The sequence below is a fragment of the Candidatus Kaistella beijingensis genome, assembly GCF_020084865.1.
In the GTDB taxonomy this organism is placed as follows: Bacteria; Bacteroidota; Bacteroidia; order Flavobacteriales; family Weeksellaceae; genus Kaistella; species Kaistella beijingensis.
Window position 1 is genome coordinate 358,936 of sequence record NZ_CP071953.1, and the last position, 25,302, is coordinate 384,237.

The following is a 25,302-nucleotide window of genomic DNA, read 5'->3' on the forward strand; positions in this document are numbered from 1 at the left end:
CATGTAGAAATCTGCCTAATCCGCTAAATCTGCGAGAGAAATATCATTTCCCCGCACAATCCTGAAACATTTCCGCCCCGAAATAAAAAATAAAAAGCCACGCAATTCCTTTCAGTGTAAAAAAGATTAAACCGCCGATTCCGACGCGCTTGAACCATTTTTTCCATTTCGAATCATGATTGTTTTCCGGTTGCAGATTTTCCATTTCTAAAACTTTTTTCAAAGATAGGAAAAAGCTGGAAGATGGGTGCTGGAAGTAGGAAGTCTTAAAATTTGCGCACACTTTGCAACCCATGTATCAGAATATTTCATTTTTTTATTTTCTCCAAAACTACTATCTTTAGAGACAACTCAAATTAAATTTTATGTCCAAAAAAACCAATGATTTCGGCATCGAGAAAACCCTTAAGAATTTAGGTATTTCCAAAGAAAACAAAGGCGTTTCATCTGGCGGAAAATACTTTGCATCAGGTGATTTGCTCGAATCTCATTCACCAACCGACGGTAAATTAATCGCAAAAGTGAAAACCGCAAATTCCAAAGATTATGACAAAGTAATCGAAACGGCAAAAGCTGCCTTCAAAGAATTTCGCATGATTCCGTCGCCAAAAAGGGGAGAATTGGTTCGTCAGTTCGGGAATAAATTAAGAGAGAAAAAAGATGATTTAGGAAAACTCGTTTCCTACGAAATGGGGAAATCATTGCAGGAAGGTTTAGGCGAAGTTCAGGAAATGATAGACATCTGTGATTTCGCAGTGGGACTTTCACGCCAACTTCATGGTTTCACCATGCATTCCGAAAGACCGGGACACAGAATGTACGAACAGTATCATCCGCTTGGAATTGTGGGAATTATTTCCGCTTTCAACTTTCCGGTCGCAGTTTGGTCATGGAATACTGCTCTCGCTTGGATTTGTGGGAATGTTTGCGTTTGGAAACCATCTGAAAAAACGCCACTTTGCGCCATCGCTTGTCAAAATATTATCGCGGAAGTTTTAAAGGAAAATGATCTGCCGGAAGGAATTTCCACGATGATTGTTGGTGACCACAAAATCGGAGAACAATTGGTTAATGATAAGAATGTTGCTCTTGTTTCTTTCACCGGTTCAACTCGTGTTGGAAGAATTGTCGGAACGAATGTCGCTAAAAGATTCGGAAAATCGATTTTGGAATTGGGTGGAAACAACGCCATCATTATTTCTAAAGACGCCGATTTGGACATGTCGATTATCGGTGCAGTTTTCGGAGCGGTTGGAACGGCAGGACAAAGATGTACTTCCACAAGACGATTGATTATTCATGAATCCGTTTATGAGGAAGTGAAAAACCGTCTGGTAAAAGCTTACGGACAATTAAAAATCGGAAATCCTTTAGACGAAAAAAATCACGTTGGACCTTTAATCGATAAAGATGCCGTGAAACAATATTTGGATTCCATTAAAAAATGTAAAAAAGAAGGCGGAAAATTCGTTGTTGAAGGCGGAGTTTTAGAAGGAAAAAATTACGAATCTGGATGTTACGTAAAACCGTGCATCGCCGAAGTTGAGAATTCTTATGAAATTGTACAGCACGAAACTTTTGCACCAATTCTTTATTTAATGAAATACAACAGTTTGGACGAAGCTATCGCAATGCAGAACGACGTTCCACAAGGTTTGAGTTCCGCAATTATGACGCAGAATCTTCGTGAAGCAGAGTTGTTCCTTTCACAGGCTGGTTCCGATTGCGGAATTGCAAACGTAAATATTGGAACTTCGGGTGCAGAAATCGGTGGTGCTTTCGGTGGAGAAAAAGAAACCGGCGGCGGAAGAGAATCCGGTTCCGATGTTTGGAAATATTATATGAGAAGACAGACGAATACGATAAATTATACCACTAGTTTACCTTTAGCACAGGGAATTAAATTCGATTTATAAGCCGGATGATGGATGATGAAAGCCGGAAGTTTACAAAAACCTGCTTTATAAAACCTGAAACAATTTCAAACAAAATCAAACAACTTCAAACAAAATTTTAAATATGAACGACGCGATCGCATCTCACCCACAAACAACCAATAAAGTAAAAGAAACTCTTTCAAGACACCTTCTTGCAGATGGTTTTGATTTCGTGATGGATTTTGATAAATCCCACGGAAGTTGGATTCATGACCGAATCACAGGCAAAGAATACCTCGATATGTTTTCCATGTTCGCTTCTGCGGCAATCGGTTACAATCACCCTTATTTAATGGAAAAATCCGCCTGGCTCGGAAAATTGGCCGTGAACAAACCAACTTTGGCAGATGTTTATTCCCAAGAATTTGCAGATTTTATGGAGGTTTTCGAAAGAGTTGCGATTCCTGAAGAATTGCAGTACACTTTCTTTATCGAAGGTGGAACAATGGGCGTTGAAAATGCGATGAAAGCTTGTTTCGATTGGAAAACCCGCAAAAATTTTGAAAAAGGTTTGGAAACGGAAGGTGATATTTGCATCCATTTCAGACAGTCATTCCACGGAAGAAGCGGTTATACTTTGAGTTTGACGAATACTTCCGACCCAAGAAAATATCAATATTTCCCCAAATTTGATTGGCCAAGAATCATCAATCCACACTTAAATTTCCCGATTACGGAAGAAAATTTAGAGGAAACAATCAAAAATGAAAATCTTGCTTTAATGCAGATTCAGGAAGCGATTTTAATGAATCCGGAACGAGTTGCGTGTATTATTATCGAACCAATTCAGGCAGAAGGTGGCGACAATCATTTCCGTGACGAATTTTTTGTAGGATTGAGAAATCTTTGCGACGAAAACGAGGTACTTTTAATTTTTGATGAAGTACAGACAGGAATCGGAATGACCGGCAAAATGTGGGCTTTCCAACATTTCAGCGTAACTCCCGATATTATTTCTTTCGGTAAAAAGACTCAAGTTTGTGGAGTTTTAGCCAACAAAGAAAAGTTTGATGAAATCCCGAATAACGTGTTCCGTGAAAGTTCAAGAATCAACTCAACTTTTGGTGGAAACTTTATCGATATGCTTCGTCTGCAACTTACGTTGGAGGTTATTGAAAAAGAAAACTTGGTTGAAAATGCAAGAGTTGTTGGCGATTATCTTTTAGAAGGTTTAAAAGAACTGGAACAAAAATTCCCTGAAAAACTTTCCAACGCAAGAGGAAGAGGTTTGATGTGTGCCATCGATTTACCAACAGGAGCAGACCGCGATAAAATGCGTGAAGTTTTGTACGACGACGGTTTAATTATTTTAGCTTGTGGAGACCGTTCCATCCGTTTCCGTCCGCATTTGAACGTGACGAAAGAGGAAATTCAACTGGCTTTGGATAAGATTGTGAATAATATCGACAAGATTTAGGTTTTGTTAATGTTTAAATTTTATTATTTCTTAACACAATGTTTTCAATTCTTTTTTGTAATTTTAGAACTCGAAAATAGGAATATATGGAAAGAGAAACAAGAGTTGCAGTTTTTGAGAGCGAAAAACCAGCTGAAATTCAGTTGATTAAATCAAAGTTGGAAGCGCAGGATATTTCGGTTTTTTTGAATGACAAATATATGTCGTTTACCACAACACCAACTGCGAACACCGTGAAGTTACTGGTGAATCTGTCCGACGAACAAAAATCTTTCGAAATCATAGACCAATATCTTCAAGAAACAGATTTAGAAATTAAAAATAACCCTAAATAGTAATTTCATAATTTTAAATTTTACGTTTTACAGAAATCGGAGTCATGAATTTGGGTCCGATTTTTTTGTTGTTAAAAGTATCCAAAATAGTAGGTTCGAGCTATTTGAAATACGTCATTTTGTTTTTAAAAATAAACTTCCAACATCCATCTTCGAGCACCCATCTAATTTATGAATTTCACAAAATTTTCAGTCCATTTTCAACTTTTGTTCAAAATCTATATGATCTAGTTTCCCAAATTTATTATCTTTGTAGAAATTCAGAATCCCTATGCAAACCACTTATATCGAAACACAGCAGATTTCTTTTCAGGATTTTAAAAATTCAGTCATTGAAGATTACAAATTGGGCAGAATTTCCCGTGAAATGTCTTACCTTGGAAGAAGAGAAGTTCTCACAGGAAAAGCGAAATTTGGGATTTTCGGCGACGGAAAAGAATTGCCGCAACTGGCGATGGCAAAGGTTTTTAGAAACGGTGATTTTCGTTCAGGATATTACCGTGACCAAACTTTTGCGATGGCGATTGGAGCTGTAACAGTGGAAAGTTTCTTCGCGCAACTGTACGCAGATACGAATGTTGAACGCGAACCTGCTTCTGCGGGACGACAAATGAACGGTCATTACGCAACCAGAAGTTTGAATGAAGACGGAACTTGGAAAAATCTGATGGAACAAAGAAATATCTCATCCGATATTTCTCCAACCGCAGGACAAATGCCGAGATTGCTTGGTTTAGCTCAGGCGTCCAAAATTTATAAGTCGGTAAAGTTTGAAGGTTCTGAAAAATTCTCGCACAACGGAAATGAAGTCGCTTTCGGGACAATTGGTGATGCTTCCACGGCGGAAGGACATTTTTGGGAAACATTGAACGCAGCTTGTGCGCTTCAAGTACCGATGATTGTTTCGATTTGGGACGATGGTTACGGAATTTCTGTACCCACTCATAATCAAAGAGCGAAAGCGGATATTGCTGAAATGCTGTCGGGTTTTCAAAGAAAGGAAGGTGAAAATCAAGGTTGTGAAATTATTCAGGTAAAAGCTTGGGATTATCCGTCACTTTTGGATGCTTTTGCAAGAGCAGAACATTTCGCAAGAACAGAATCCGTTCCTGTTGTAGTGCATGTTATCGAAGTGACACAACCTCAAGGACATTCCACTTCGGGTTCTCATGAAAGATATAAAAATGAGGAACGTTTGAATTGGGAAGGTGAGTTTGATGGTTTAAATAAATTCCGAGAATGGATTTTGAATTATTCCATAGAAATCGAAGGAAAAAATGAAGTTTTAGCAACGGAAGAAGAATTAAATACCATCGATTCGGAAGCGAAAAAGTTCGTGAAAGAAGGTCAGAAAAAAGCTTGGGAAAATTATCAGAATTCAATCAATGAAATTAAAAATTCTGTTCTTCCATTAATTGAAAATTTAAAATCTCAAAATGTAGAAATTCTCTCTGAAATTGAGAAGTTCAACAAAATTATTTCAGTAGCGAAAAAAGATATTTTCCATTTGGCTAGAAAAGCTTTGATTCTAACAAGAGGAACTCAATCTACTGAAAGACAAAACCTTCAAACCAAATTCGATGAGATTTATAAGATTGAAAAAGATAATTATTCTTCTCATCTTTATTCACAATCAGAGTGGAAAGCGACAAACGTAAAAGAAATTGCCCCCATTTTTTCTGACAGTTCAGAAGTTGTGGACGGAAGAGTAGTGGTGAGAAATAACTTCGATAAAATCTTTGAAAAATATCCGCAAGCTTTAGTTTTCGGTGAAGATGCAGGAAATATTGGCGACGTAAACCAAGGTTTGGAAGGACTTCAGGAAAAATATGGCGAAATAAGAATTGCCGACACCGGAATCCGTGAAGCAACGATACTCGGACAGGGAATTGGAATGGCGATGCGCGGTTTGAGACCGATTGCAGAAATCCAATACCTCGATTATATTTTGTACTGTTTACAAGGAATGAGCGACGATTTGGCAACCGTTCAATACCGAACAAAAGGCGGACAAAAAGCACCGGTAATCATCCGAACCCGCGGTCACCGATTGGAAGGAATTTGGCATTCCGGCTCTCCAATGGCGGGAATTATTAACTTGTCGAAAGGGATTTTAGTTTTAGTTCCAAGAAATTTAACCAAAGCTGCTGGTTTTTATAACACGATGCTTCAAAGTGACGAACCATGCGTGATTGTGGAATGTTTGAACGGTTATCGTTTGAAAGAAAAGCAACCTGAAAATTTAGGAGAATTCACCGTTCCTGTCGGAAAAATTGAAGTGACGAAAGAAGGAAGCGATGTAACTTTGGTAACTTACGGTTCTACTTGGAGATTGGTGATGGATGCCGCGGAAGAACTTGAAAAACTAGGAATTTCTGCGGAAGTGATTGATATACAGTCTTTAATTCCTTTTGACTTAAGTCACGAAATTGCAGAAAGCGTGAAGAAAACCAACCGGCTTGTTGTAATCGATGAAGATGTGGAAGGTGGAACGACTGCGTTTATGCTTCAACAGATTTTAGAAAAACAGAAAGCGTTCAGATATTTGGATGCCGATCCTTTAACAATTTGTGCAGAAAATCACAGACCACCGTATGCAAGCGACGGAGATTATTTTAGCAAACCAAGTGTTGACGATATGGTGGAGAAAGTGTATGGAATGTTTACGGAAAGTAATCCTACGAAATATCCGAAGATATAGGTTATAACTTAAAAAGACTCAAAATGCTGCCTCCTGGAATCTTTTCGATTTTTAGGAGGTTGTTTTTTTGTAAATCCTCTACAAAATCGTGTTCGTTTTCGCCATTTAATTCGATTTTTTCAAATAAAAATTTTCGGTGAGAATATGCTGAAATAAATTCCTCATTATTTGCAAAAACCTGCAAATCATTTTTACGCATCCACGTCACAAAGTCGGAATTATTTTTTGCGAAGGTGCTCTTTCTAGGATTGAGTAAGGTGTATTTCACAATAATCCTTAAATATTTCCGATGCTAATTAATGCTAAACTTTTTGTTGTCAATGGATTAAAGTATAAAAAGATTATTAAATAAAGGGTTAGCTATCCTAATTTTAAAAATTATTACAATAAAAATTCTTCAGAAAATTTCCGTAAATTCGCATCAAATTTTTTAACTGATGAATTACGATATCATTGTCATTGGGAGTGGTCCCGGTGGATATGTGACCGCAATCAGAGCGGCACAGTTGGGTTTCAAAACTGCTGTTATTGAAAAAGAAAATTTGGGCGGGATCTGCCTGAATTGGGGATGTATCCCGACAAAAGCGTTGTTGAAATCTGCACACGTTTTCAAATATTTACAAAAAGCCGAAGAATTCGGATTGAATAAAGTAGAAAATCCAGGTTTTGATTTTTCTAAAGTCATTCAAAGAAGTAGAGGAGTTGCCACCAAAATGAGCGGCGGAATTGCATTCTTGATGAAGAAAAACAAAATCGACGTCATCATGGGAACAGCCAAAATCCAAAAAGGGAAAAAAGTAGCCGTTGTTGACAAAGATGGAAAAACCACTGAATATTCCGCAGAACACATCATCATTGCAACTGGTGCCCGTTCCAGAGAATTGCCAAATCTTCCGCAAGATGGCGTGAAAGTGATTGGCTACCGCCAAGCGCTTGCTCTTCCTGAACAACCAAAATCTATGATTGTAGTTGGTTCCGGCGCAATTGGAGTGGAGTTTGCCGATTTTTATAACTCGATGGGAACTAAAGTAACGATTGTGGAATTCATGCCAAATATTGTTCCGGTTGAAGACGAAGAAGTGTCTAAACATCTAGAAAAATCCTTGAAAAAATCAGGAATTGAAATCATGACGAATGCTTCCGTGGAATCTGTCGATACTTCTGGAAACGGTGTGAAAGCAAACGTGAAAACGGCAACTGGAAATATCACTTTAGAAGCAGACATTCTACTTTCCGCAGTTGGAATCGCTGCAAACATCGAAGACCAAGGATTCGAGGAAGTTGGAATTCAAACTGACAAAGGAAGAGTTTTGGTGAACGAATGGTACGAAACTTCTGTTCCGGGATATTATGCGATTGGCGATATTTTGCCGACTCAAGCTTTAGCACACGTTGCTTCCGCAGAAGGAATTACCTGCGTTGAAAAAATCAAGGGACTTCATGTAGAGGCGATAGATTACGGAAATATCCCAGGTTGTACTTATTGTCATCCTGAAATTGCGTCCGTTGGTTTGACCGAAAAACAGGCAAAAGATAAAGGTTACGAAATCAAAGTTGGAAAATTTCCGTTCTCTGCAAGTGGAAAAGCAACTGCAAACGGCGATACCGACGGTTTCATCAAAGTAATTTTCGATGCAAAATATGGAGAATGGCTCGGTTGTCACATGGTTGGAGACGGCGTTACAGATATGATTGCTGAAGCCGTTGTTGCCAGAAAATTAGAAACAACAGGACACGAAGTGCTGAAATCTATTCACCCGCATCCGACGATTTCTGAAGCAGTGATGGAGGCGGTTGCAGCTGCTTATGGAGAAGTAATTCATATCTAAAATGATCCAAGAACTCAGTATAATCACTCCTTTGCTTTGGGGGGAAATATGAAATGGAAGACGCATATTTTTGCGTCTTTCTTGTTTAAATAGGGTTTTTTCACTGTTTTTTTTGAAGGGATATTAACTAAATTTGGGAACTAAAAACCAATATCATGAGATTCTTTGATTTTCACAGCCATCCCGTTTTAAAACAACTTTTCAACGACAATCCTAATATTGATTCGCTTATTTATCGCAGTGATGTTGCGACTTTACCGGCTTTATGCAGCGATTTGCCAACGATTATTGAAAGTCAGACTCATCAATCGCAATTGGCAGATTTTCAAGATGAAGTTATTATTGGAGCCGCACTTTACAGCGTTGAGAGTTACGTGGCAAAAGCAGTTATTCCTTTAAGAAAATATCTTAAACAAAATTCACAATTCAAACTTTCTCAAAAGGTTTTGGAAGACGCCAAAGATAATTCGATGAAACCTTTCAAGGACTTTTTGATGGACAGAACCTTGAAAAAATATCTGCAAAGTCATTCCTATAATGTTCTTACAAAAAGCAGTTTTAGTAAAGCGCTTCCGAAGAACAAAGTCAATGTTTTCTTCACGATTGAAGGTTGTCATTCTTTGGTGGATCGTCCAAATTTTTGTGATGCTGCCAATAAGTACAGTCCAACTGAAATTCTCGGTAATCTCGACAAAGTTCAAGAAAAAGCACGAATTATTGCAGTAAATCTCACCCACTTGCAGCAATCAAATCTATGCAATCACGCATTCGGAATGCAGATTGCAGATGGAAACGATTTTTTCCCTAATGGAAATGGTTTAACCAATGATGGAAGAAAGGTAACCCAGGGACTTTTTGACAGAGCTGTGTGTGTTGATTTAAAGCACATGAGTTATAAGTCCCGAAAAGATTTGATGTCTGAAATTGACGCAAAAAAGTTCAAAAATGTACAACCGTTAATTTGCTCACACGCTGGATTTACAGGAACTTCCTTTAAAAATTGGGCGGGTTCCATTCAAATGGTGAAAAATGTGAAGGGTTCGGTTTATCTGGAAATTACCAAATCACTACATTCAAAAAATTTAGGACGAAGACCTGGATTTCCTACTTTTAATGCTTCCACAATTAATCTTTTTGACGAAGAAATTGCGTGGATCGTAAAAAATGATGGTGTCATTGGAATTTCACTTGACCGACGAATTCTCGGCTATATAGATTTGCATGATGAAAGACCAACCGGAATTAATTCAAACTCTGATGTGCTCGTGGACAAGGAGTTTTTTTCTGCCGAGGAATGGAATGCCTTAGGAATTAAGAAATCACTGATTGGAAATACAATTGATTCAGATGATATTCTCACATCATCCGAACTTTCGGAATGTACAGAAGCATCGATAACGGCAAGGAATGAATTTTTTTCAGACCATATTTTGAATCACCTCAAACATTATTTCCAAGTCTGCAAAGACCACGGAATTTCTATTGCAAAGGCGCAAAAACAAATTACCATCGGTTCAGACTTTGATGGATTGATTAATCCGTTTGCCAATATTTCAACAGTTCAAAAAATGAGTGATTTGAAAACTTATATTAGAATGAACCTGCTTTATTTCTTGAAGGATTTAAAGGATTCTAAAAAATGGTGTTCAGAACTCAATGTGGATGTTTTTGTGGAAGATTTATTCTACAATAATGGCTACAGATTCATTGAATCCAGATTTTGAATTCTGCTTTTTATCGCAGTTTTTCATCTTTTTTATTTGGCTAAATTTCTTTAAATTAACACCAAATAATTTTTATGAGAATCGAATACCTATTTCCAGTTTTTCTATTTTGTGGAGCGACATTATTCTCGCAAACAAAAAATGAAAACATTGTTCCGAACGAGAATCTAATTGTAGAAAACATTCCCGCAATTCCGAAAAGTTTAAATGAAAAAACCAAGAAGTATTCGGAAAGTCGAGGTGCAAGTTTAACCGCAGTTCATCCGAACGGAAAAGAGTTGATTATGGTTACACGATTTGCTTCAACCAACCAATTACACAAACTTTCTCAACCAATGGGAGCGAGAAAACAGTTGACCTTTTTCGATGAACCCGTGAATTTTGCGGATTATGAACCAACAAAAGGTGAATATCTAATTTATTCCAAAGACATTGGTGGAAATGAATTTGGACAGCTTTTTAAATTGGATTTAAAGGCGATGGAGTCAACACTATTAACTGACGGAGGAAGATCCCAAAACGGTGGAATTACTTGGAAGAAAGATGGGTCCGGATTTTATTTTTCATCCACGAAACGAAATGGCGGTGATCGGGATATTTATTTCATGAATCCCTCAAAACCTGAAGAAACCATATTGATTTTAGAAGTAAAAGGCGGCGGTTGGGGAATCAACGATATTTCTGATGATGGCAAAAAACTCATCATCGGGGAATATATTTCCGCAAATGAATCGCATCTTTATCTTTTAGATACACAAACAAAAAAGTTGGAACCAATCACCGACAGAACAGAAAAACAAATCGTACAAGGTCGAGCGAAATTTGCAAAAAATCCCGACGAAATTTTTTATATCACCGATCGCGATAACGAGTTTGCAAGATTGGCAACTTTCAATCTGAAAACCAAAAAAATCAACTATTTTACTTCCAATATTCCGTGGGAAGTTTCTAATTATGCTTTAACTAAAGATAAAACCAAACTCGCTTTTCAAACCAATGAAGGCGGACTTCATAAAATGTATTTAATGGATACTGCCAATAAAAAGTATTCAGAAGTTCAAGGATTACCGGTCGGTTTGATTGGCGGAATCGATTTTTCAAATGACGGAAAATCGCTATTCTTTTCACAATCAACTTATGATTCTTCCGCAGATATTTATAGATTAGATTTGGCTTCAAATAGAGTGGAAAGATGGACGGAAAGCGAACAGGGAGAAATGCAGAAATCCGATATGTCACAACCAAAATTGATTGAGTGGAATAGTTTCGACGGAATGAAAATTACAGGATTCTATTATCCAGCTTCTTCAAAATTCACGGGTAAAAGACCTGTTTTAATCAACATTCACGGCGGTCCGGAAGGTCAGTCGATGGCATCTTCTCTCGGTTCCGGAAATTATTATACGAATGAAATGGGAGTTTCCGTTATTTTTCCCAATGTGCGTGGATCTTCCGGTTTCGGAAAAACTTTTATCGCAAGTGACAATGGTTTTTTACGAATGAATTCGGTGAAAGATATCGGTGCTTTATTGGATTGGATTGCCAAACAACCTGAACTCGACAAAGACCGAATCATGATTATGGGTGGAAGTTACGGCGGTTTCATGACTTTGGCGACTGCTTATGAATATGCTGATAAAATCAGATGTTCTGTGGATATTGTAGGAATTTCTGACTTCAACACGTTCCTTAAAAATACAGAGGAATACAGAAGAGATTTAAGAAGGGTAGAATATGGCGATGAACGTGACACGAAAATGAGTGAATTTTTCACCAAAATCGCACCTTTGAATAATACGGACAAAATCAAAAAGCCGATGTTCATCATTCAGGGAACCAACGATCCAAGAGTTCCGGTGACGGAAGCGACCCAAATGCGCGATAAACTGAAAGCACAGGGAAATACAGTTTGGTATTTGGAAGCGAAAAATGAAGGTCACGGTTTCCGCAAAAAAGAGAATATAGATTTTCAAAGATTGGCGGTGATCAAATTTATGCAGGAATATTTGTTAAAATAGAAAGACAGACATTGCATTAAACCAAAAACCATCCTTAATTAAGAGGATGGTTTCTTATTTTTGAGGAATGGAAAAATACCAACTCGGAATCGTGCTTTCAGGCGGCGGAACAAAAGGAATCGCTCACGCAGGAGTTTTGAAATTTTTGGAGGAGCAAGATATTCATCCCGAAGTTCTCGCCTGTTGTAGTGCGGGATCTATTGTGGGAACGCTGTACGCAGTAGGAAAATCTCCGCAGGAAATTTTAGATTTTTTCAAGTCGGTTTATTTTTTTAACTGGCGACATTTTGCATTTAATAAGCCGGGATTGGTTTCATCAAAGATTTTCAGAAATTATTTGACCCCGATTTTCGATGAAATGACGATTGGAGATTTGAAGAAAGAGGTGCGAATTGTCGCCACAGAACTGGTTTCCGGTACACAGAAGATTTTTGGAAAAGATTTCAACGTGATTGATGCGATCATTGCTTCATGCTCGATTCCGGGAGTTACGACGCCGTATATTGTGGGTGAAGAAATGTACAGCGATGGCGGAGTTTTGAACAATTTTCCGGCAGATATCATTCAGCATGATTGCAAAAAGATGATTGGAGTTTTTGTTTCGCCGCCTCAAGATATCGAGATTACGGATTTGAATTCCATTAAAGCGGTCGTTTCTCGTTCTTATGATTTGCTTTCTTACCGCACGGAATTGCACAAATTCTCTTATTGCGATTGGTTTATCACCTCAAAAAAATTAGCACATTACGGAACTTTCGAAAGAAAGCCGGAAAGATTGCAGGAGATTTTCGAGATTGGCTATACTGCCGCGAAAGATTCTTTTGAGAGTTTTTCGGGTTAAAACAAATATTTCCAATAAACCAAAACTCCCACCACCACAGAAGCTAAAGCCATTAAAACCACTGCCGCCGCCGAAATATCTTTAATGACTTTAATCCTCAAATCAAATTCGGGTTGAATGATGTCACAAACTTTTTCAATCGCCGTATTGAGAATTTCTAAGGATAAAACCGCGAAACTAACGATTAAAATAATTGCCGCATCAACAGTATTTAGTTTTAAAAAGACAATTAAAAAGAGATTAATCAGCAACGCAAAAACTTCAATCTGAAAATTTCTTTCAGACTTCAACATCCAAATCACGCCTCTCAACGCATTTCCTACACTTTTATAAAACGGGGGTTTTCTCATGGAGTTACGAGTTATAGGTTAAGTGTTTCGTGATGCGGGTTTTGGGTTTCGAGATCATAGCTAAACTTGTGTGCTTACAGAAATAATTGGTTTATTGGGAAAGGAAAAGAAATTTAATTTTTTCCTATAAAAAAACTTCGTTTTTTGGACAATTAACTCCGTCGAACCACTAAGTTAGGTTTCACGATTTGTCCTTACCATCACTTGGTTCCTGGCTCTTTTTACTTGGCACTTCACCAATTTTTATCCACCATATAAATCATTTGTCCCATTGCAACCGCTCCCAAAAGCAATTCGCGACGGTTCACTTTTTCAAACGTATCTTCTTCAGTGTGGTGAATGTCGAAATATCTTTGGGAATCAGGAACGAGCTCTGCCAAAGGAACACCGAGTTTTTCCATCGGTTCAATATCAGTTCCCGCATATTGAAATTCAAAATTATGAATTCCATACGGAAGGAAGAGATTTCTCCAGGACTGAACTTCTTTTCTTTTTTCAGGAGTCATCACCAAAGCAATTCCGCGCGGCGTAAAACCGCCACCGTCACTTTCAATGGCAAAAATATGTTTTTCGTTATTTTTCTGCATGTTTTCTGCGTATTTATTTCCGCCACGAACTCCGTTTTCTTCATTGGCAAAGCAAACAACTCGAATCGTGTGATTATTTTTAATACCTAATTTTTTGAATGTGCGAAGGATTTCTATGCTTTGAACAATTCCTGCTCCATCGTCGTGTGCTCCTTCGCCAACATCCCAAGAATCCAAATGTCCACCGACGACGATGACGCTTTTATCTTTGGTTCCTGTAATTTCTCCAATGACAGAATGAGATAATTTTTCACCTTTGATCGTACAATTCGAATTTAATTTGGCATAAACTTTTTGAGATTTCAAGGTGTTTTCCAATTCATCTGCACTTTTCGGACCAATTGCAACGGCGGGAATTTTGGTGGTGTCGTCTTTGTCGTAACGCATCGCACCGGTGTGTGGAACGTCATCAAAAGCTGAAGAAAGTGAACGGATAATTACCGCTTTTGCACCTTTCTTTCCTGCCCAACTTGCAGCGGAACGACGGTAAATCCCTGCATCTACATAAGCCTGTCCTGTAACAATGAATTTTTGGTTAAAAGCATAATTAAAGAAGACAATTTTTCCTTTCACCTGACTTTCCGGTAATTTGTCGAAATCTTCTTTATTTTTTACGTAGATGATTTCACCTTCTACATCTTTTCCTTTAGTTCCCTCGGAATTTCCTAAAGACAACATTCTCAGAGATTTCCATTTTCCGTTTCCCGTGTTGATGTGAAGAGATTCTTTCCCTCTTTCCCAAACAGGAACCATGACTTCTTCTTTCCAAACTTTGTCGGCACCTGCCTCTTTTAATTTTTGAACTGCCCAATCTACGGACTTTTCATAGGCTTCAGAACCGCTCAATCGATGTCCGATATTTTTTGTTAAGTCACGAAGATTTTCATAAGCAGTTCCATTTGCCAACATTTCGTCGGAAATATTTTTGAATTGAATTGAATCTGCTTTGGTTTGAGCAAATAAAAATCCGCCCAAAAAGAGCGGAAGTATTTTGATGAGAATTTGTTTCATTGCTTATGGAAAAATTATTCCATCAAAAATAAGAATTTTTTAATAATTGCTCACTACCCATTACTCATTACTCAATACTCATTACTCATGAATTACTTCATATCATACATCACCAAAGCCGTCACCAGTTTTGGTTCGATATAAGTACATTTCGGCGGCATTTTGATGTTTTTATCAGAGACTTTTAGCAAGTCATTGAAACTCACAGGATAAATTCCGAAACCGACCTTATATTTTCCTGAATCTACTTTTTCTTTGATGTTTAAAATACCTTCAATTCCCGAATTTCCTTTGATGTAAGTGATTTTATCGGTGGTTTTTGGGTCATCAATTCCTAGGATATCTTTAATAATGAACTCTTCCAAAAGGAAATGGTCGAGGTCATTCAACTCGCTCATCTTTTTACGCAAATCGTGTTTTACGTGGAGTGAATAAAATTTTCCGCCCAAATACATGGAAATGTGAAACTTTTGTGAAGGATAATAAGGCGCTTCACCTTTATCATGAATCAAGAAATTTTCCTCGATTTTCTTTAAAAACTCTTCTTCGGAAAGTCCGTTCAGATCTTCCAAAAGTCTGTTGTAATCGTGAATTTTAATGGATTGATTGGAAACGATGAAACTATAAACGAAATTGTAATGTTCAAGTCCCGTATGTTTCTTATTTTTTTCCTGAAGATTTTTGGCATTCAAAGCTGTGGAACCAATTCTGTGATGACCATCCGCAATGTAAAAAGAATCTATTTGTTCTAAAACTTCCTTGAATTGCTGCATTTTCAATCGGTTGTCAATTCGCCAGACTTTGTGACGGGTTCCGCTGTCGTCTAGATAATTCAAAACAGGAACATTTTTTTCCTCGTGATTCATCAGCAATTCAACCTTTGGATTTGCCATGTAAGTCAGTAATACCGGTTCTGCCTGAATATTGACTTTTTCGAGATAATACGCGAGTTTTTCTTTTTTATGAGTTAAAGTTGATTCATGCTTTTTGATTTTTCCATTCCTGAAATCATCTACACTTACCAAACCTAAAAGTCCACGAAACACCGATTTATTGGGCATAATCTGCTCATAAAGATAATAAGAAGAATTATCCTGAACGAGTTTGTTATCGGCTAAAAGTTCTTCAAAATTAGTCCTGATTTTCCTCAAATTTCGGTCGATATCTTTAGATTTACTCACCACATAAGGTTTGATCATCTGAATGTAAGATGAATCCTGTTGTGCTTTTTTATTGATTTCTTCCTGTGTGAAGTTATCTAAAGGATGTGTTGGAAAGGTGTCCACATAATCATCGCTTGGACGAATTCCGCGAAATGGTCTGAAAATAGGCATGTTTTTTCTATAGTTTATTTTTTATTTCAATGATTTGCGAAGCAAGTTCTTTGCCAATTTTTTCCTGTGCATCAACAGTATTTCCACCCAAATGTGGTGAAAGTGAAAGACTTGGATTCATCAAAATCGTCAGTTCAGGAGTGGGTTCGTTTTCAAAAACATCCAATGCAGCTCCTTCAACTTTTCCTGATTCAATGAAGTCGAGTAGGGTCACTTCATTGATCACGCCACCTCTTGCTGTGTTTACGATGAAAACACCGTCTTTCATTTTTTCAAATTGAGGTGTGTCGATAATGTATTCGTTGGTTTTTGGCGTGTTGATGCTGATGAAATCGGTGTCTTTCAAAAATTCATCCATATTGTTGTTGGAGGAAATTTCGAAATTCACTTTTTGTCCGTCAAAGAAATCTAAAGTCAACGTTTTCGTGTGTGGTTTTCTTGTCAGAACTTTTACTTTCATTCCTAAAGAAATTCCCATTTTCACCACTTCTTGCCCAATTCCGCCAAATCCGATAACGCCTAAAGTTTTGCCTTCTAATTCGTAGGCATTGGAATAGGATTTTTTCAGGGCTTTAAAGTTGGTTTCTCCTTCAAGAGGCATCATTCTGTTGGCTTCGTGAAGAAATCTTGCCAAAGAAAAGAAATGCGCGAAAACCATTTCCGCAACCGAACGCGAAGAAGCATTTGGAGTGTTAATCACGTAAATTCCTTTGTCAATCGCATATTCCACATCGATGTTGTCCATTCCAACGCCGCCTCTTCCGATAATTTTTAATGTGGGACAAGCGTCAATTAAATCCTGTCGAACTTTTGTTGCACTTCTCACTAATAGGACGTCGATTTGGTTTTCATTGATGAAATTTGCCAAATGTTCCTGTGAAACTTTGGCTTCCACCAATTCGATTCCCGCTTCTTTCAGTACGTTTTCTCCCGCTTTAGAAATTCCGTCGTTTGCTAAAACTTTCATTTTTACTTAATTTGAGATTTGAGATTTCAGGTTTAAAATTTGAAAATTTATTTGACAGAACGCATTACGTCCACTAAAACCTGCACACTCTCAATTGGTAAAGCGTTGTACAAACTCGCTCTGTAGCCGCCCAAACTTCGGTGTCCGTTCAAACCGCTGATTCCTGCTGCTTTCCAAGCGTTGTCGAATTCCTCTTTTTTAGACTCGTCGGTTAATTTGAAAGATACATTCATCAAAGAACGGTCTTCTTTTACGCAGAAACATTCAAACAAAGGATTGCGGTCGATTTCGTCGTATAGAAGTTTTGCTTTTGCTTCATTTCTTTTTTCTGCTTCTGCAATTCCACCATGATTTTCCAAATGTTGAAGCGTTAAAAGCGAAGCATAAACAGGAAAAACAGGAGGAGTGTTGAACATCGATTCTTTCGCAATATGAAGTGACCAATCCAAGTAAGAAGGAATATCGCGGCCAGTTTTACCCAAAATATCTTTCTTCACCACCACCAAAGTAACACCTGCAGGTCCCATATTTTTTTGTGCACCCGCATAAATCACGTCAAATTTTGAGAAATCAATAACTCTTGAAAAAATATCGGAACTCATGTCGCAAACCATCAATGTATCAACATCGGGGAAGTTTTTCATCTGTGTTCCGTAAATCGTATTATTTGATGTACAATGGAAATAATCGTATTCGCTTCCCACTTTGTAATCTTTAGGAATAAAGGAATAATTTTCAGCTTTAGATGAGCCCACAACATCCACAGTTCCTATCTTTTTTGCTTCTTTAATCGCTCCTGAAGCCCAAGTCCCTGTATCGAGATATGCTGCTTTTCCGTTTTCTGCCTTCATCAGATTGAAAGGAACCATCAAAAATTGCAAACTTGCGCCACCTCCTAAATAAAGAACTTCGTAATCATCGCCGAGATTCATCAGTCGCTTTACAATCGCTCTTGCTTCTTCCATTACTGCGACAAAATCCTTGCTTCTGTGTGAAATTTCAAGGAGGGAAAGTCCCATTCCATTGAAATCTAAAATTGCCTGTGCTGATTTTTCGAAAACTTCCTGAGGTAAAATGCACGGACCTGCGCTGAAATTGTGTTTTTTGCTCATTTCTGATGTATTAAGATTTTTTGAATTTGGTGTAATTTAAAACCACAGAAGGCACAATATTTTTTCTTGGATTATTTAAAAGAGAATAACAATTCAATCAAATAATAGTTGAAAATCTCTGATTTTCAATTTTGTGTTCTTTTATGAGTTGTGAAACTTTCATATTAATTTTGAAGATTCTTTTGTGTTTTTTGTGGTTTATAAAAATTTTGTAATATTTTTCATAAAAAAAAACGCCCACGATTTTGTGAGCGGAAGTATTATTCTCCGTGAAGGAAGGCCTTTTTCTCCAGTAAGCTTTCTTCGGATTCTACATGGTCCTCGTCGGGAATACAGCAGTCAACCGGACAAACCGCTGCACATTGCGGTTCCTCATGGAAACCTTTACATTCTGTACATTTGTCGGGCACGATAAAGTAAATATCGTCGGAAATGGGTTCTTGTGGAGCATCTGCATCAATCGTCAGTCCCGATTTCATCACTACTTTTCCTTTCAACGCGGTTCCGTCGGAAGCTTTCCAATCTACTGCTCCCTCATAAATTGCGTTGTTTGGGCATTCAGGTTCGCAAGCACCGCAGTTGATACATTCATCTGTTATTCTAATAGCCATTGCTAATATTTTATTTATAAATTTGCACAAAATTACGAAAAATCCGCTAATTTCCCACATAATGAATATAGAAAAAATGATTTCAGGACTTTGCAAAGTCGGCGATTATATCAAAGAATTTTTAGAAAAGAAACCCGAAAATTATAATGAAAATGATGAAAAATTTTCTGCTTTGTTGAGAAAATCGGAAATTGAAAATTCATGGTTCACCATCGAAAATCAAAAATTCTCCTTAAAACAATGGTCGGCTTTATTAACTGAACAAAACATTAAAAATTGGCTCTCAAATTATCAAATTGCAAAAATTTCTAAAAAAGTCGGTTTGATTTTAGCGGGAAACATCCCAATGGTGGGATTTCACGATGTGATGTCTGTAGTTTTAAGCGGAAATATTCCCGTGATTAAACTGTCATCAAAAGATAAATTGATGATTCCTTTTCTTTTGAAAAAATGGAATGAATTTTCCGGTGGAAATGTAGAATATGAACTGGTGGAAAAATTAGAAAATTTCGATGCGGTGATTGCGACAGGAAGCAATAATACAGCACGTTATCTCGAATATTATTTCAAGAACCATTTAAGCATAATCCGAAAAAATAGAACTTCAATTGCGGTTTTGAACGGTGATGAAACCGATGAACAGCTGCAACTTTTGGCAGATGATATTTTCAGATATTTCGGATTGGGTTGTAGAAATGTAACCCGAATTTTTATTCCTGAAGATTTTAAAATCGACAGACTTTTTGAGAATTTTTTGAATTTTAAAGAAATTATCAATCACAACAAATACGCCAATAATTACGAATACAATCGTGCGATTTATTTGTTGAATCAAGAGCGGTTTTGGGATAATAATTTTGTGATGTTGAAAGAAGATGAAAATCTTTTCTCACCACTTTCTGTGATTAATTTTTCAAGATATTCCAACCTCGATGAAGTGAAAAACTTTATCAAGAACAATGAGGAAAATATTCAGACGGTCGTTGCAAATCCCGAATTAGACTTGGATTCCATCAATTTTGGTGAGGCACAAAGTCCGTCGTTGGATAATTATGCAGACAACGTTGATACAATGAAATTTTTGGAAGTTATTTAGGTTTGCAATATGAAGACGACCATTCAAAACAAATTTCTAAAAGTCAAAATCAATCATAAAGGCGCTGAATTAGGCTCCATTGATAAAGACGGGCAAAATCATATTTGGGAAATCAACCCAAATTTTTGGGATAAAACCTCACCAATTTTGTTTCCCATCGTGGGAGGATTAAAGAATAATTCTTTTGAATTTGATGGTAAAAAGTATGAGCTTCCGAGACATGGTTTTGCAAGAGAAAAAGAATTTGAATTAGTTTCCAAAACTGAAAATTCTGCCAAATTTTCTCTGAAATATAATGAGGAAACACTCCAAATTTATCCATTCAAATTTACTTTAAATATTGAATATAAGTTATCATTAAATCAATTGATTATAAAATATACCGTAATCAATACTTCAAGTGAAAAAATATATTTTTCAGTTGGTGCACATCCTGCATTTTCGATTGATGGAGATATCGAAAATTACAGTTTAGCATTTGACAATTCTACTGATTTGACTTCTTATAAATTACGCGATAACCTGTTTTCAGGGGAGACAAAAAAAATCCCTTTGAATGGTAAAATACTACCACTAAATTATTCTCTTTTTGCTGAAGATGCGATCGTTCTAAAAAACTCAGCAACCTCTTCACTGACTTTATTAAAAAATGACATTCCGCAATTAAAGGTGAGTTTCCCCGACTTCCCCTATTTAGGAATTTGGACGAAGAAAGACGCTCCGTTCATCTGCATCGAACCTTGGTTGGGAATTGCTGATCACCATGATGCTTCCGGTAAAATTAAAGAAAAAGAGGGAATTCAAATCCTTGACGGGGATTCTGAAATGTCGGTGGAATGGAGTGTTGAAATATTTTAAAACCTACTTTTCTTCGGATTCAAAAACGTCGTAAAAACCATCACATTCTCCCCAAATTTCGATTCAATTCTTTCCGTGATATTTTTGAGTTCGATTTCAATAAAATCATCACGCTTCTCCTCATTGTCGAAAACCAAAAGCAGGTTGGTGTTTTTGCCTTCATTAATCATGTCACTTTGTACTTCCGAAAGAATATATTTCTCAACATCCATCAGGTTTTCAATCATTTGATGAAGGTCATTTCCCAGATAATTTTCCCATTCTTTGTTGATGCTTTCGGTGTTGTGAAATGTAAGGCTCAAAAAGCTCATTATTTTTAACTTTTTTTATGATTTTGTGGATAAATTCATGGGCAAAAATCGGTAAATTTTTCGTATTTTAGCACGTTATTAAATTTAGAAATTCAGAAAAGTTCAGAATAGATTTTAAGGTTCTGATTTTCAAATTATTAAAATAGATTATGCATAAAGAAGGAGAAAGGTTAATTCCTATCAACATTGTTGATGAAATGAAATCCTCTTATATCGATTATTCGATGTCGGTAATTGTATCAAGAGCGTTACCCGATGTAAGAGATGGCTTGAAGCCGGTTCACAGAAGAGTTTTGTACGGGATGTACGGACTCGGCGTTTTTTCAAACAGAAAATATTTAAAATCCGCGAGAATTGTCGGCGACGTTCTCGGTAAATACCATCCACACGGCGATACGTCGGTTTACGATGCGATGGTGAGAATGGCGCAACCGTGGAGTTTGCGTTATCCGCAAGTTGACGGACAAGGTAACTTCGGTTCTATGGACGGTGACCCACCTGCAGCAATGCGTTACACGGAAGCGAGGCTGAAAAAGATTTCTGATGAAATTTTGGCGGATCTAGACAAAGACACTGTAGATTTTCAGAACAACTTTGATGATTCATTGACGGAGCCAACCGTTTTACCTACAAAAATCCCGAATCTTTTGGTGAACGGAACTTCCGGTATTGCGGTGGGAATGGCGACGAATATGGCACCTCACAACCTTTCTGAAAGTATCGATGCGATTGTTGCCTATATCGATAATAAGGACGTGACGATTGATGAGTTGATGAAACACATCATCGCCCCGGATTTTCCGACAGGTGGAATTATTTACGGTTATGACGGAGTTCGTGACGCTTTCCACACGGGAAGAGGAAGAATCGTTCTTCGTGCAAAAGTAAATTTTGAGGAAGTTGGAAACAGAAACGCCATCATCGTAACTGAAGTTCCTTACCAAGTGAACAAAGCCGAAATGATTGCAAGAACCGCAGAATTGGTAAAAGAGGAGAAAATTCCGGGCATCTTTGAAATCCGTGATGAATCCGACAGACAGGGAATGCGTATCGTTTACGAATTGAAAAACGACGCCATTCCGAATGTGGTTCTGAATATGCTTTATAAATATACGGCGCTTCAAACTTCTTTCAGCGTTAATAATATTGCGTTGGTAAAAGGCCGTCCTGAACAATTGAATTTAAAGGACATCATTCATCATTTCGTTGACCACCGACACGAAGTTATCGTAAGAAGAACCGAGTACGAACTGAAAAAAGCCAAAGAAAGAGCACATATTCTTGAAGGCTTCATGAAAGTAATCGGAACTCAAGATGACTTGGATAAAGCGATTGCAATCATTCGTCACAGTGCAAATCCGCAGGAAGCGAAGGATGGTTTGATGAAGGAATTTGACCTTTCAGAAATTCAGGCTCAAGCGATTTTGGATTTAAGACTCGCTCGTTTGACGGGAATGGAGTTGGATAAAATCCGTGCAGAGTACGAAGAGATCATGAACTTAATCAAAGATTTGGAAGATATCTTGACCAACGAACCAAGACGTTACGAAATCATCAAAACCGAACTTTTAGAAATGAAAGAAAAATACGGCGATGAAAGAAGAACGGAAATCGATTATTCAGGAGGAGAAATGTCGATCGAAGATTTAATTCCTGACGAAAAAGTGGTTCTTACCATTTCTCATGCAGGTTATATTAAAAGAACTTCGCTTTCCGAATACAAAGTTCAAAGTAGAGGTGGAGTTGGAAACCGTGCCGCAACCACAAGAGACGAGGATTTCCTTGAATACATCGTGGCTGCAACCAATCACCAATATATGTTGTTCTTTACCGAAAAAGGAAAATGTTTTTGGTTAAGGGTTTTCGAAATTCCAGAAGGTTCTAAAACGGCGAAAGGAAGAGCTGTTCAAAACTTGATTAATATTGAACCGGACGATAAAATTAAAGCCTACATCAGAACCAACGATTTGAAAGATTCCGAATATGTGAATCAAATGAACGTGGTGATGATTACCAAAAACGGAACGATTAAGAAAACTTCGCTGGAAGCTTATTCAAGACCGAGAACAAACGGGGTGAACGCCATTGAAATCCGTGACAACGACCAACTTTTAGGAGCAAGATTAACCAATGGAAATTCCGAGATTATGATTGCAACCAAAAACGGAAAATGTATCCGTTTCCCCGAAGAAAAAGCGAGAGCGGTTGGAAGAGGCTCTATCGGAGTTCGTGGAATTACCCTTGAAAAAGACGATGAAGTAATTGGAATGATTGTTGTGAACGATGTGGAGAATGAAACTGTTTTGGTGGTTTCAGAAAAAGGTTATGGAAAGAGAACGGCAGTTGAAGATTACCGTATCACAAACCGTGGTGGAAAAGGGGTAATCACTTTAAACATCACTGAAAAAACAGGAAATCTAATCGCTATTCAAACCGTAACTGATGATGACGGTTTAATGATTATCAATAAATCGGGTGTTGCAATCAGAATGGGAATGGATGAAATGCGAGTAATGGGTAGAAATACTCAGGGAGTTCGCGTGATCAACCTTAAAAATAATGACGAAATCGCCGCGATTGCAAAAGTGGAAATGGATAAAGATGTTGAGGAAGAAACAGAGGGAGAATCTACAGAAACACTTCCGGGAGCAGTAGATTCCGTAATGCCTGAATTTAAAGATGTTCCTCAAACCGGAGATAACGCCATCAGTAATATGGGTGATGAAGACTATCTGAAAAAAATCGAGGAAGAAGAGGTGAAAGCCAATGAAAAACTTGAAAAAGAAAAGGAAAAAGAAGAATCCGACGACGATTCTGAAGAATAATTTTTAAAACCAATTTTTATACTTGATATGAAAAAAGTATTTTTAAGCATTGCGATGGTTTCCGTGACTTTCGCTTTCGCACAAAAAAAAGAAATCGCAAATGCTGTGAAAGCGATTGACGCAGGAGATACTGCAACGGCAAACGCACAGATTTCCGCAGCGGAATCTGCAATGGGAGGGAAGACTTATCTTCTTGAACCATCAGTTTTGGAACAATTCTATTATGCAAAAGGCTTATCATTATTAAAATCAGGTAAAACTGCAGAAGGAGCTGCCTATTTAGCCAAGATGAACGACCTTGGAAAGATGAAAATTTTCACAGGAAAAGACGCTTCGAAAAACAAAGTTTATTACGTTGGAAAAGCTGAAGCAGATGCATCTGGAATCCAAGGATTAAAAGAGGAATCTTATTCACCAACTCTTGTAAGTAAATTAGGAAGCACAATCAATCCGGTGATTGAATCTGCAAATAAGGCTGCAATTGATGCTTACAACGCTAAAAATTATCAAACCGCCGCTCAAAAATTTGGAGAGGTTTATAATTTGTTGAAAGCTGCAGGGCAAGAGAACAAGCAATATCTTTATTATTCAGGATTAAATTATGCTCTTGCCGATAAAAAGTCAGAAGCAATTGATGTTTACAACCAACTTATCAATTCAGGTTACACCGGAGTTGAAACTACGTACACCGCAAAAAACAAAAAAAGCGGGACCGTAGAAAGTCTTGATAAAACTTCTTGGGATCTTTACAAAAAAATGGGTGCGACTGCTGATTACACCGATTTTAAAACCGAGACTTCAAAAAGTATCGAGCAAGAACTTTATGAAACTAATGCAGCATTAATGCTTGATGCAGGTCAAAGTACTGAGGCTTTGACTTTAATTGAAAAAGGGTTGAAAAAATTCCCAAACAGTTCAAAACTTTCTGAACTTCAGGGTACTGCCTTTTATAAGTCAGGAAAAACCAATGAATTCGTTGCAAATTTAAAAGAACAGATCGCAAAACATCCAAATGATGCAAACAACTGGTATAATTTAGGGGTTTTGCAAAGTAAGGATCCTGCGACAGTTAATGATGCGATAGCTTCTTATAAAAAGGCGGTGGAACTAAAACCGGATTTTACGATTGCTTATCAAAATCTTGCTTATTTAACGATGGGAGACGATGGTAAAGCAATCGACGATTACAATGCCGCTAAAAAAGCTGGTAAAGCTGATCAGGCGAATAAAATCATCGAGGCGAGAAGAGCCAGATTAGCTGCAGCATTACCGTATGCAGAAAAATGGTACCAAAATGACCAAAATAATATTGAAGCCGTTTCATTATTGAAAGGTTTATATTTATCCGCCAAGAATGAAGCTAAATTTCAGGAATTCAAATCAAAAGAAGCTGCAATGAAGGGCTCAGGAAAGTAATTTTTGCAATAAAAACAATATC

General features: G+C 37.5%; 21 protein-coding genes. 12 read left to right on the forward strand and 9 right to left on the reverse strand.

Features of this window, described 5'->3' with window-relative positions:
• Positions 1 to 43 precede the first annotated feature (43 nt).
• Entirely contained in the window at positions 44 to 205 is a 162-nt protein-coding gene (locus J4771_RS01675; RefSeq protein WP_224135798.1) for a hypothetical protein, read from the reverse strand.
• Positions 206 to 365: 160 nt separating this feature from the next.
• Between J4771_RS01675 and amaB the strand changes: the two genes are divergently transcribed.
• The 4 genes from amaB (at position 366) to J4771_RS01695 (ending at position 6,390) form a co-directional block, all read left to right on the forward strand.
• Entirely contained in the window at positions 366 to 1,916 is a 1,551-nt protein-coding gene (amaB, locus tag J4771_RS01680) for an L-piperidine-6-carboxylate dehydrogenase (protein ID WP_224135800.1), read from the forward strand.
• 103 nt (positions 1,917 to 2,019) lie between these two features.
• On the forward strand, positions 2,020 to 3,354 hold the full coding sequence (gene lat / locus J4771_RS01685) for an L-lysine 6-transaminase (protein WP_224135802.1): 1,335 nt from the start codon (positions 2,020 to 2,022) through the stop codon (positions 3,352 to 3,354).
• Between the two features lie 86 nt (positions 3,355 to 3,440).
• Positions 3,441 to 3,689, forward strand: a complete 249-nt coding sequence (locus J4771_RS01690) for a DUF2007 domain-containing protein (protein ID WP_224135804.1) — start codon at positions 3,441 to 3,443, stop codon at positions 3,687 to 3,689.
• 271 nt (positions 3,690 to 3,960) lie between these two features.
• The gene (locus J4771_RS01695; protein WP_224135806.1) at positions 3,961 to 6,390 is read left to right on the forward strand and encodes an alpha-ketoacid dehydrogenase subunit alpha/beta; all 2,430 of its coding nucleotides are present in this window, start codon (positions 3,961 to 3,963) and stop codon (positions 6,388 to 6,390) included.
• 1 nt (position 6,391) lies between these two features.
• Here J4771_RS01695 and J4771_RS01700 read toward each other — a convergent pair whose 3' ends face one another.
• Positions 6,392 to 6,658 carry a hypothetical protein gene (locus J4771_RS01700; RefSeq protein WP_224135808.1) on the reverse strand — a complete coding sequence of 89 codons (267 nt, stop codon included), beginning with the start codon at positions 6,656 to 6,658 and terminating at the stop codon, positions 6,392 to 6,394.
• Between the two features lie 169 nt (positions 6,659 to 6,827).
• On the opposite strand from J4771_RS01700, the gene lpdA reads away from it, so the two are divergent.
• The 4 genes from lpdA to J4771_RS01720 all read left to right on the forward strand — a co-directional run bounded on the left by lpdA (position 6,828) and on the right by J4771_RS01720 (position 12,802).
• Positions 6,828 to 8,219, forward strand: coding sequence for a dihydrolipoyl dehydrogenase (gene lpdA, locus J4771_RS01705; RefSeq protein ID WP_224135810.1), 1,392 nt, complete (start codon positions 6,828 to 6,830; stop codon positions 8,217 to 8,219).
• A 155-nt stretch (positions 8,220 to 8,374) separates the two neighbouring features.
• Entirely contained in the window at positions 8,375 to 9,943 is a 1,569-nt protein-coding gene (locus tag J4771_RS01710; RefSeq protein WP_224135812.1) for an amidohydrolase family protein, read from the forward strand.
• Between the two features lie 74 nt (positions 9,944 to 10,017).
• Positions 10,018 to 11,961, forward strand: coding sequence for a S9 family peptidase (locus tag J4771_RS01715; protein WP_224135814.1), 1,944 nt, complete (start codon positions 10,018 to 10,020; stop codon positions 11,959 to 11,961).
• A gap of 67 nt (positions 11,962 to 12,028) precedes the next feature.
• Complete coding sequence (locus J4771_RS01720; protein ID WP_224135816.1) at positions 12,029 to 12,802, forward strand: patatin-like phospholipase family protein; 774 nt, start codon at positions 12,029 to 12,031, stop codon at positions 12,800 to 12,802.
• On the opposite strand, the gene J4771_RS01725 is transcribed toward J4771_RS01720, so the two are convergent.
• The 6 genes from J4771_RS01725 to J4771_RS01750 all read right to left on the reverse strand — a co-directional run bounded on the left by J4771_RS01725 (position 12,799) and on the right by J4771_RS01750 (position 18,774).
• Positions 12,799 to 13,152, reverse strand: coding sequence for a diacylglycerol kinase (locus J4771_RS01725; RefSeq protein WP_224135817.1), 354 nt, complete (start codon positions 13,150 to 13,152; stop codon positions 12,799 to 12,801). The genes J4771_RS01720 and J4771_RS01725 overlap by 4 nt on opposite strands.
• A 233-nt stretch (positions 13,153 to 13,385) precedes the next feature.
• A complete protein-coding gene (locus J4771_RS01730; protein WP_224135818.1) occupies positions 13,386 to 14,750 on the reverse strand; it encodes a M20/M25/M40 family metallo-hydrolase in 1,365 nt (454 codons plus the stop codon).
• Between the two features lie 92 nt (positions 14,751 to 14,842).
• Positions 14,843 to 16,084 carry a DUF1015 domain-containing protein gene (locus tag J4771_RS01735; protein WP_224135819.1) on the reverse strand — a complete coding sequence of 414 codons (1,242 nt, stop codon included), beginning with the start codon at positions 16,082 to 16,084 and terminating at the stop codon, positions 14,843 to 14,845.
• Positions 16,085 to 16,091: 7 nt separating this feature from the next.
• Entirely contained in the window at positions 16,092 to 17,051 is a 960-nt protein-coding gene (locus J4771_RS01740; protein WP_224135820.1) for a D-2-hydroxyacid dehydrogenase, read from the reverse strand.
• A gap of 47 nt (positions 17,052 to 17,098) precedes the next feature.
• Positions 17,099 to 18,163, reverse strand: a complete 1,065-nt coding sequence (gene serC, locus J4771_RS01745) for a 3-phosphoserine/phosphohydroxythreonine transaminase (RefSeq protein WP_224135821.1) — start codon at positions 18,161 to 18,163, stop codon at positions 17,099 to 17,101.
• A gap of 260 nt (positions 18,164 to 18,423) precedes the next feature.
• Positions 18,424 to 18,774, reverse strand: coding sequence for a 4Fe-4S dicluster domain-containing protein (locus J4771_RS01750; RefSeq protein WP_224135822.1), 351 nt, complete (start codon positions 18,772 to 18,774; stop codon positions 18,424 to 18,426).
• Positions 18,775 to 18,835: 61 nt separating this feature from the next.
• Here J4771_RS01750 and J4771_RS01755 point away from each other — a divergent pair, with 61 nt between their 5' ends.
• Positions 18,836 to 19,870 (forward strand): acyl-CoA reductase, encoded by a 1,035-nt coding sequence (locus tag J4771_RS01755; protein ID WP_224135823.1) that lies wholly within the window; start codon positions 18,836 to 18,838, stop codon positions 19,868 to 19,870.
• Between the two features lie 9 nt (positions 19,871 to 19,879).
• Positions 19,880 to 20,728, forward strand: coding sequence for an aldose 1-epimerase family protein (locus J4771_RS01760; protein ID WP_224135824.1), 849 nt, complete (start codon positions 19,880 to 19,882; stop codon positions 20,726 to 20,728).
• On the opposite strand, the gene J4771_RS01765 is transcribed toward J4771_RS01760, so the two are convergent.
• Positions 20,725 to 21,039 carry a DUF4286 family protein gene (locus J4771_RS01765; protein WP_224135826.1) on the reverse strand — a complete coding sequence of 105 codons (315 nt, stop codon included), beginning with the start codon at positions 21,037 to 21,039 and terminating at the stop codon, positions 20,725 to 20,727. The two genes, J4771_RS01760 and J4771_RS01765, sit on opposite strands and share 4 nt — an antisense overlap.
• A 149-nt stretch (positions 21,040 to 21,188) precedes the next feature.
• Here J4771_RS01765 and gyrA point away from each other — a divergent pair, with 149 nt between their 5' ends.
• Together gyrA and J4771_RS01775 are read left to right on the forward strand one after the other, a co-directional pair.
• A complete protein-coding gene (gyrA, locus tag J4771_RS01770; RefSeq protein ID WP_224135828.1) occupies positions 21,189 to 23,864 on the forward strand; it encodes a DNA gyrase subunit A in 2,676 nt (891 codons plus the stop codon).
• 27 nt (positions 23,865 to 23,891) lie between these two features.
• On the forward strand, positions 23,892 to 25,280 hold the full coding sequence (locus tag J4771_RS01775; protein ID WP_224135830.1) for a hypothetical protein: 1,389 nt from the start codon (positions 23,892 to 23,894) through the stop codon (positions 25,278 to 25,280).
• The last annotated feature ends 22 nt before the right edge of the window (positions 25,281 to 25,302 follow it).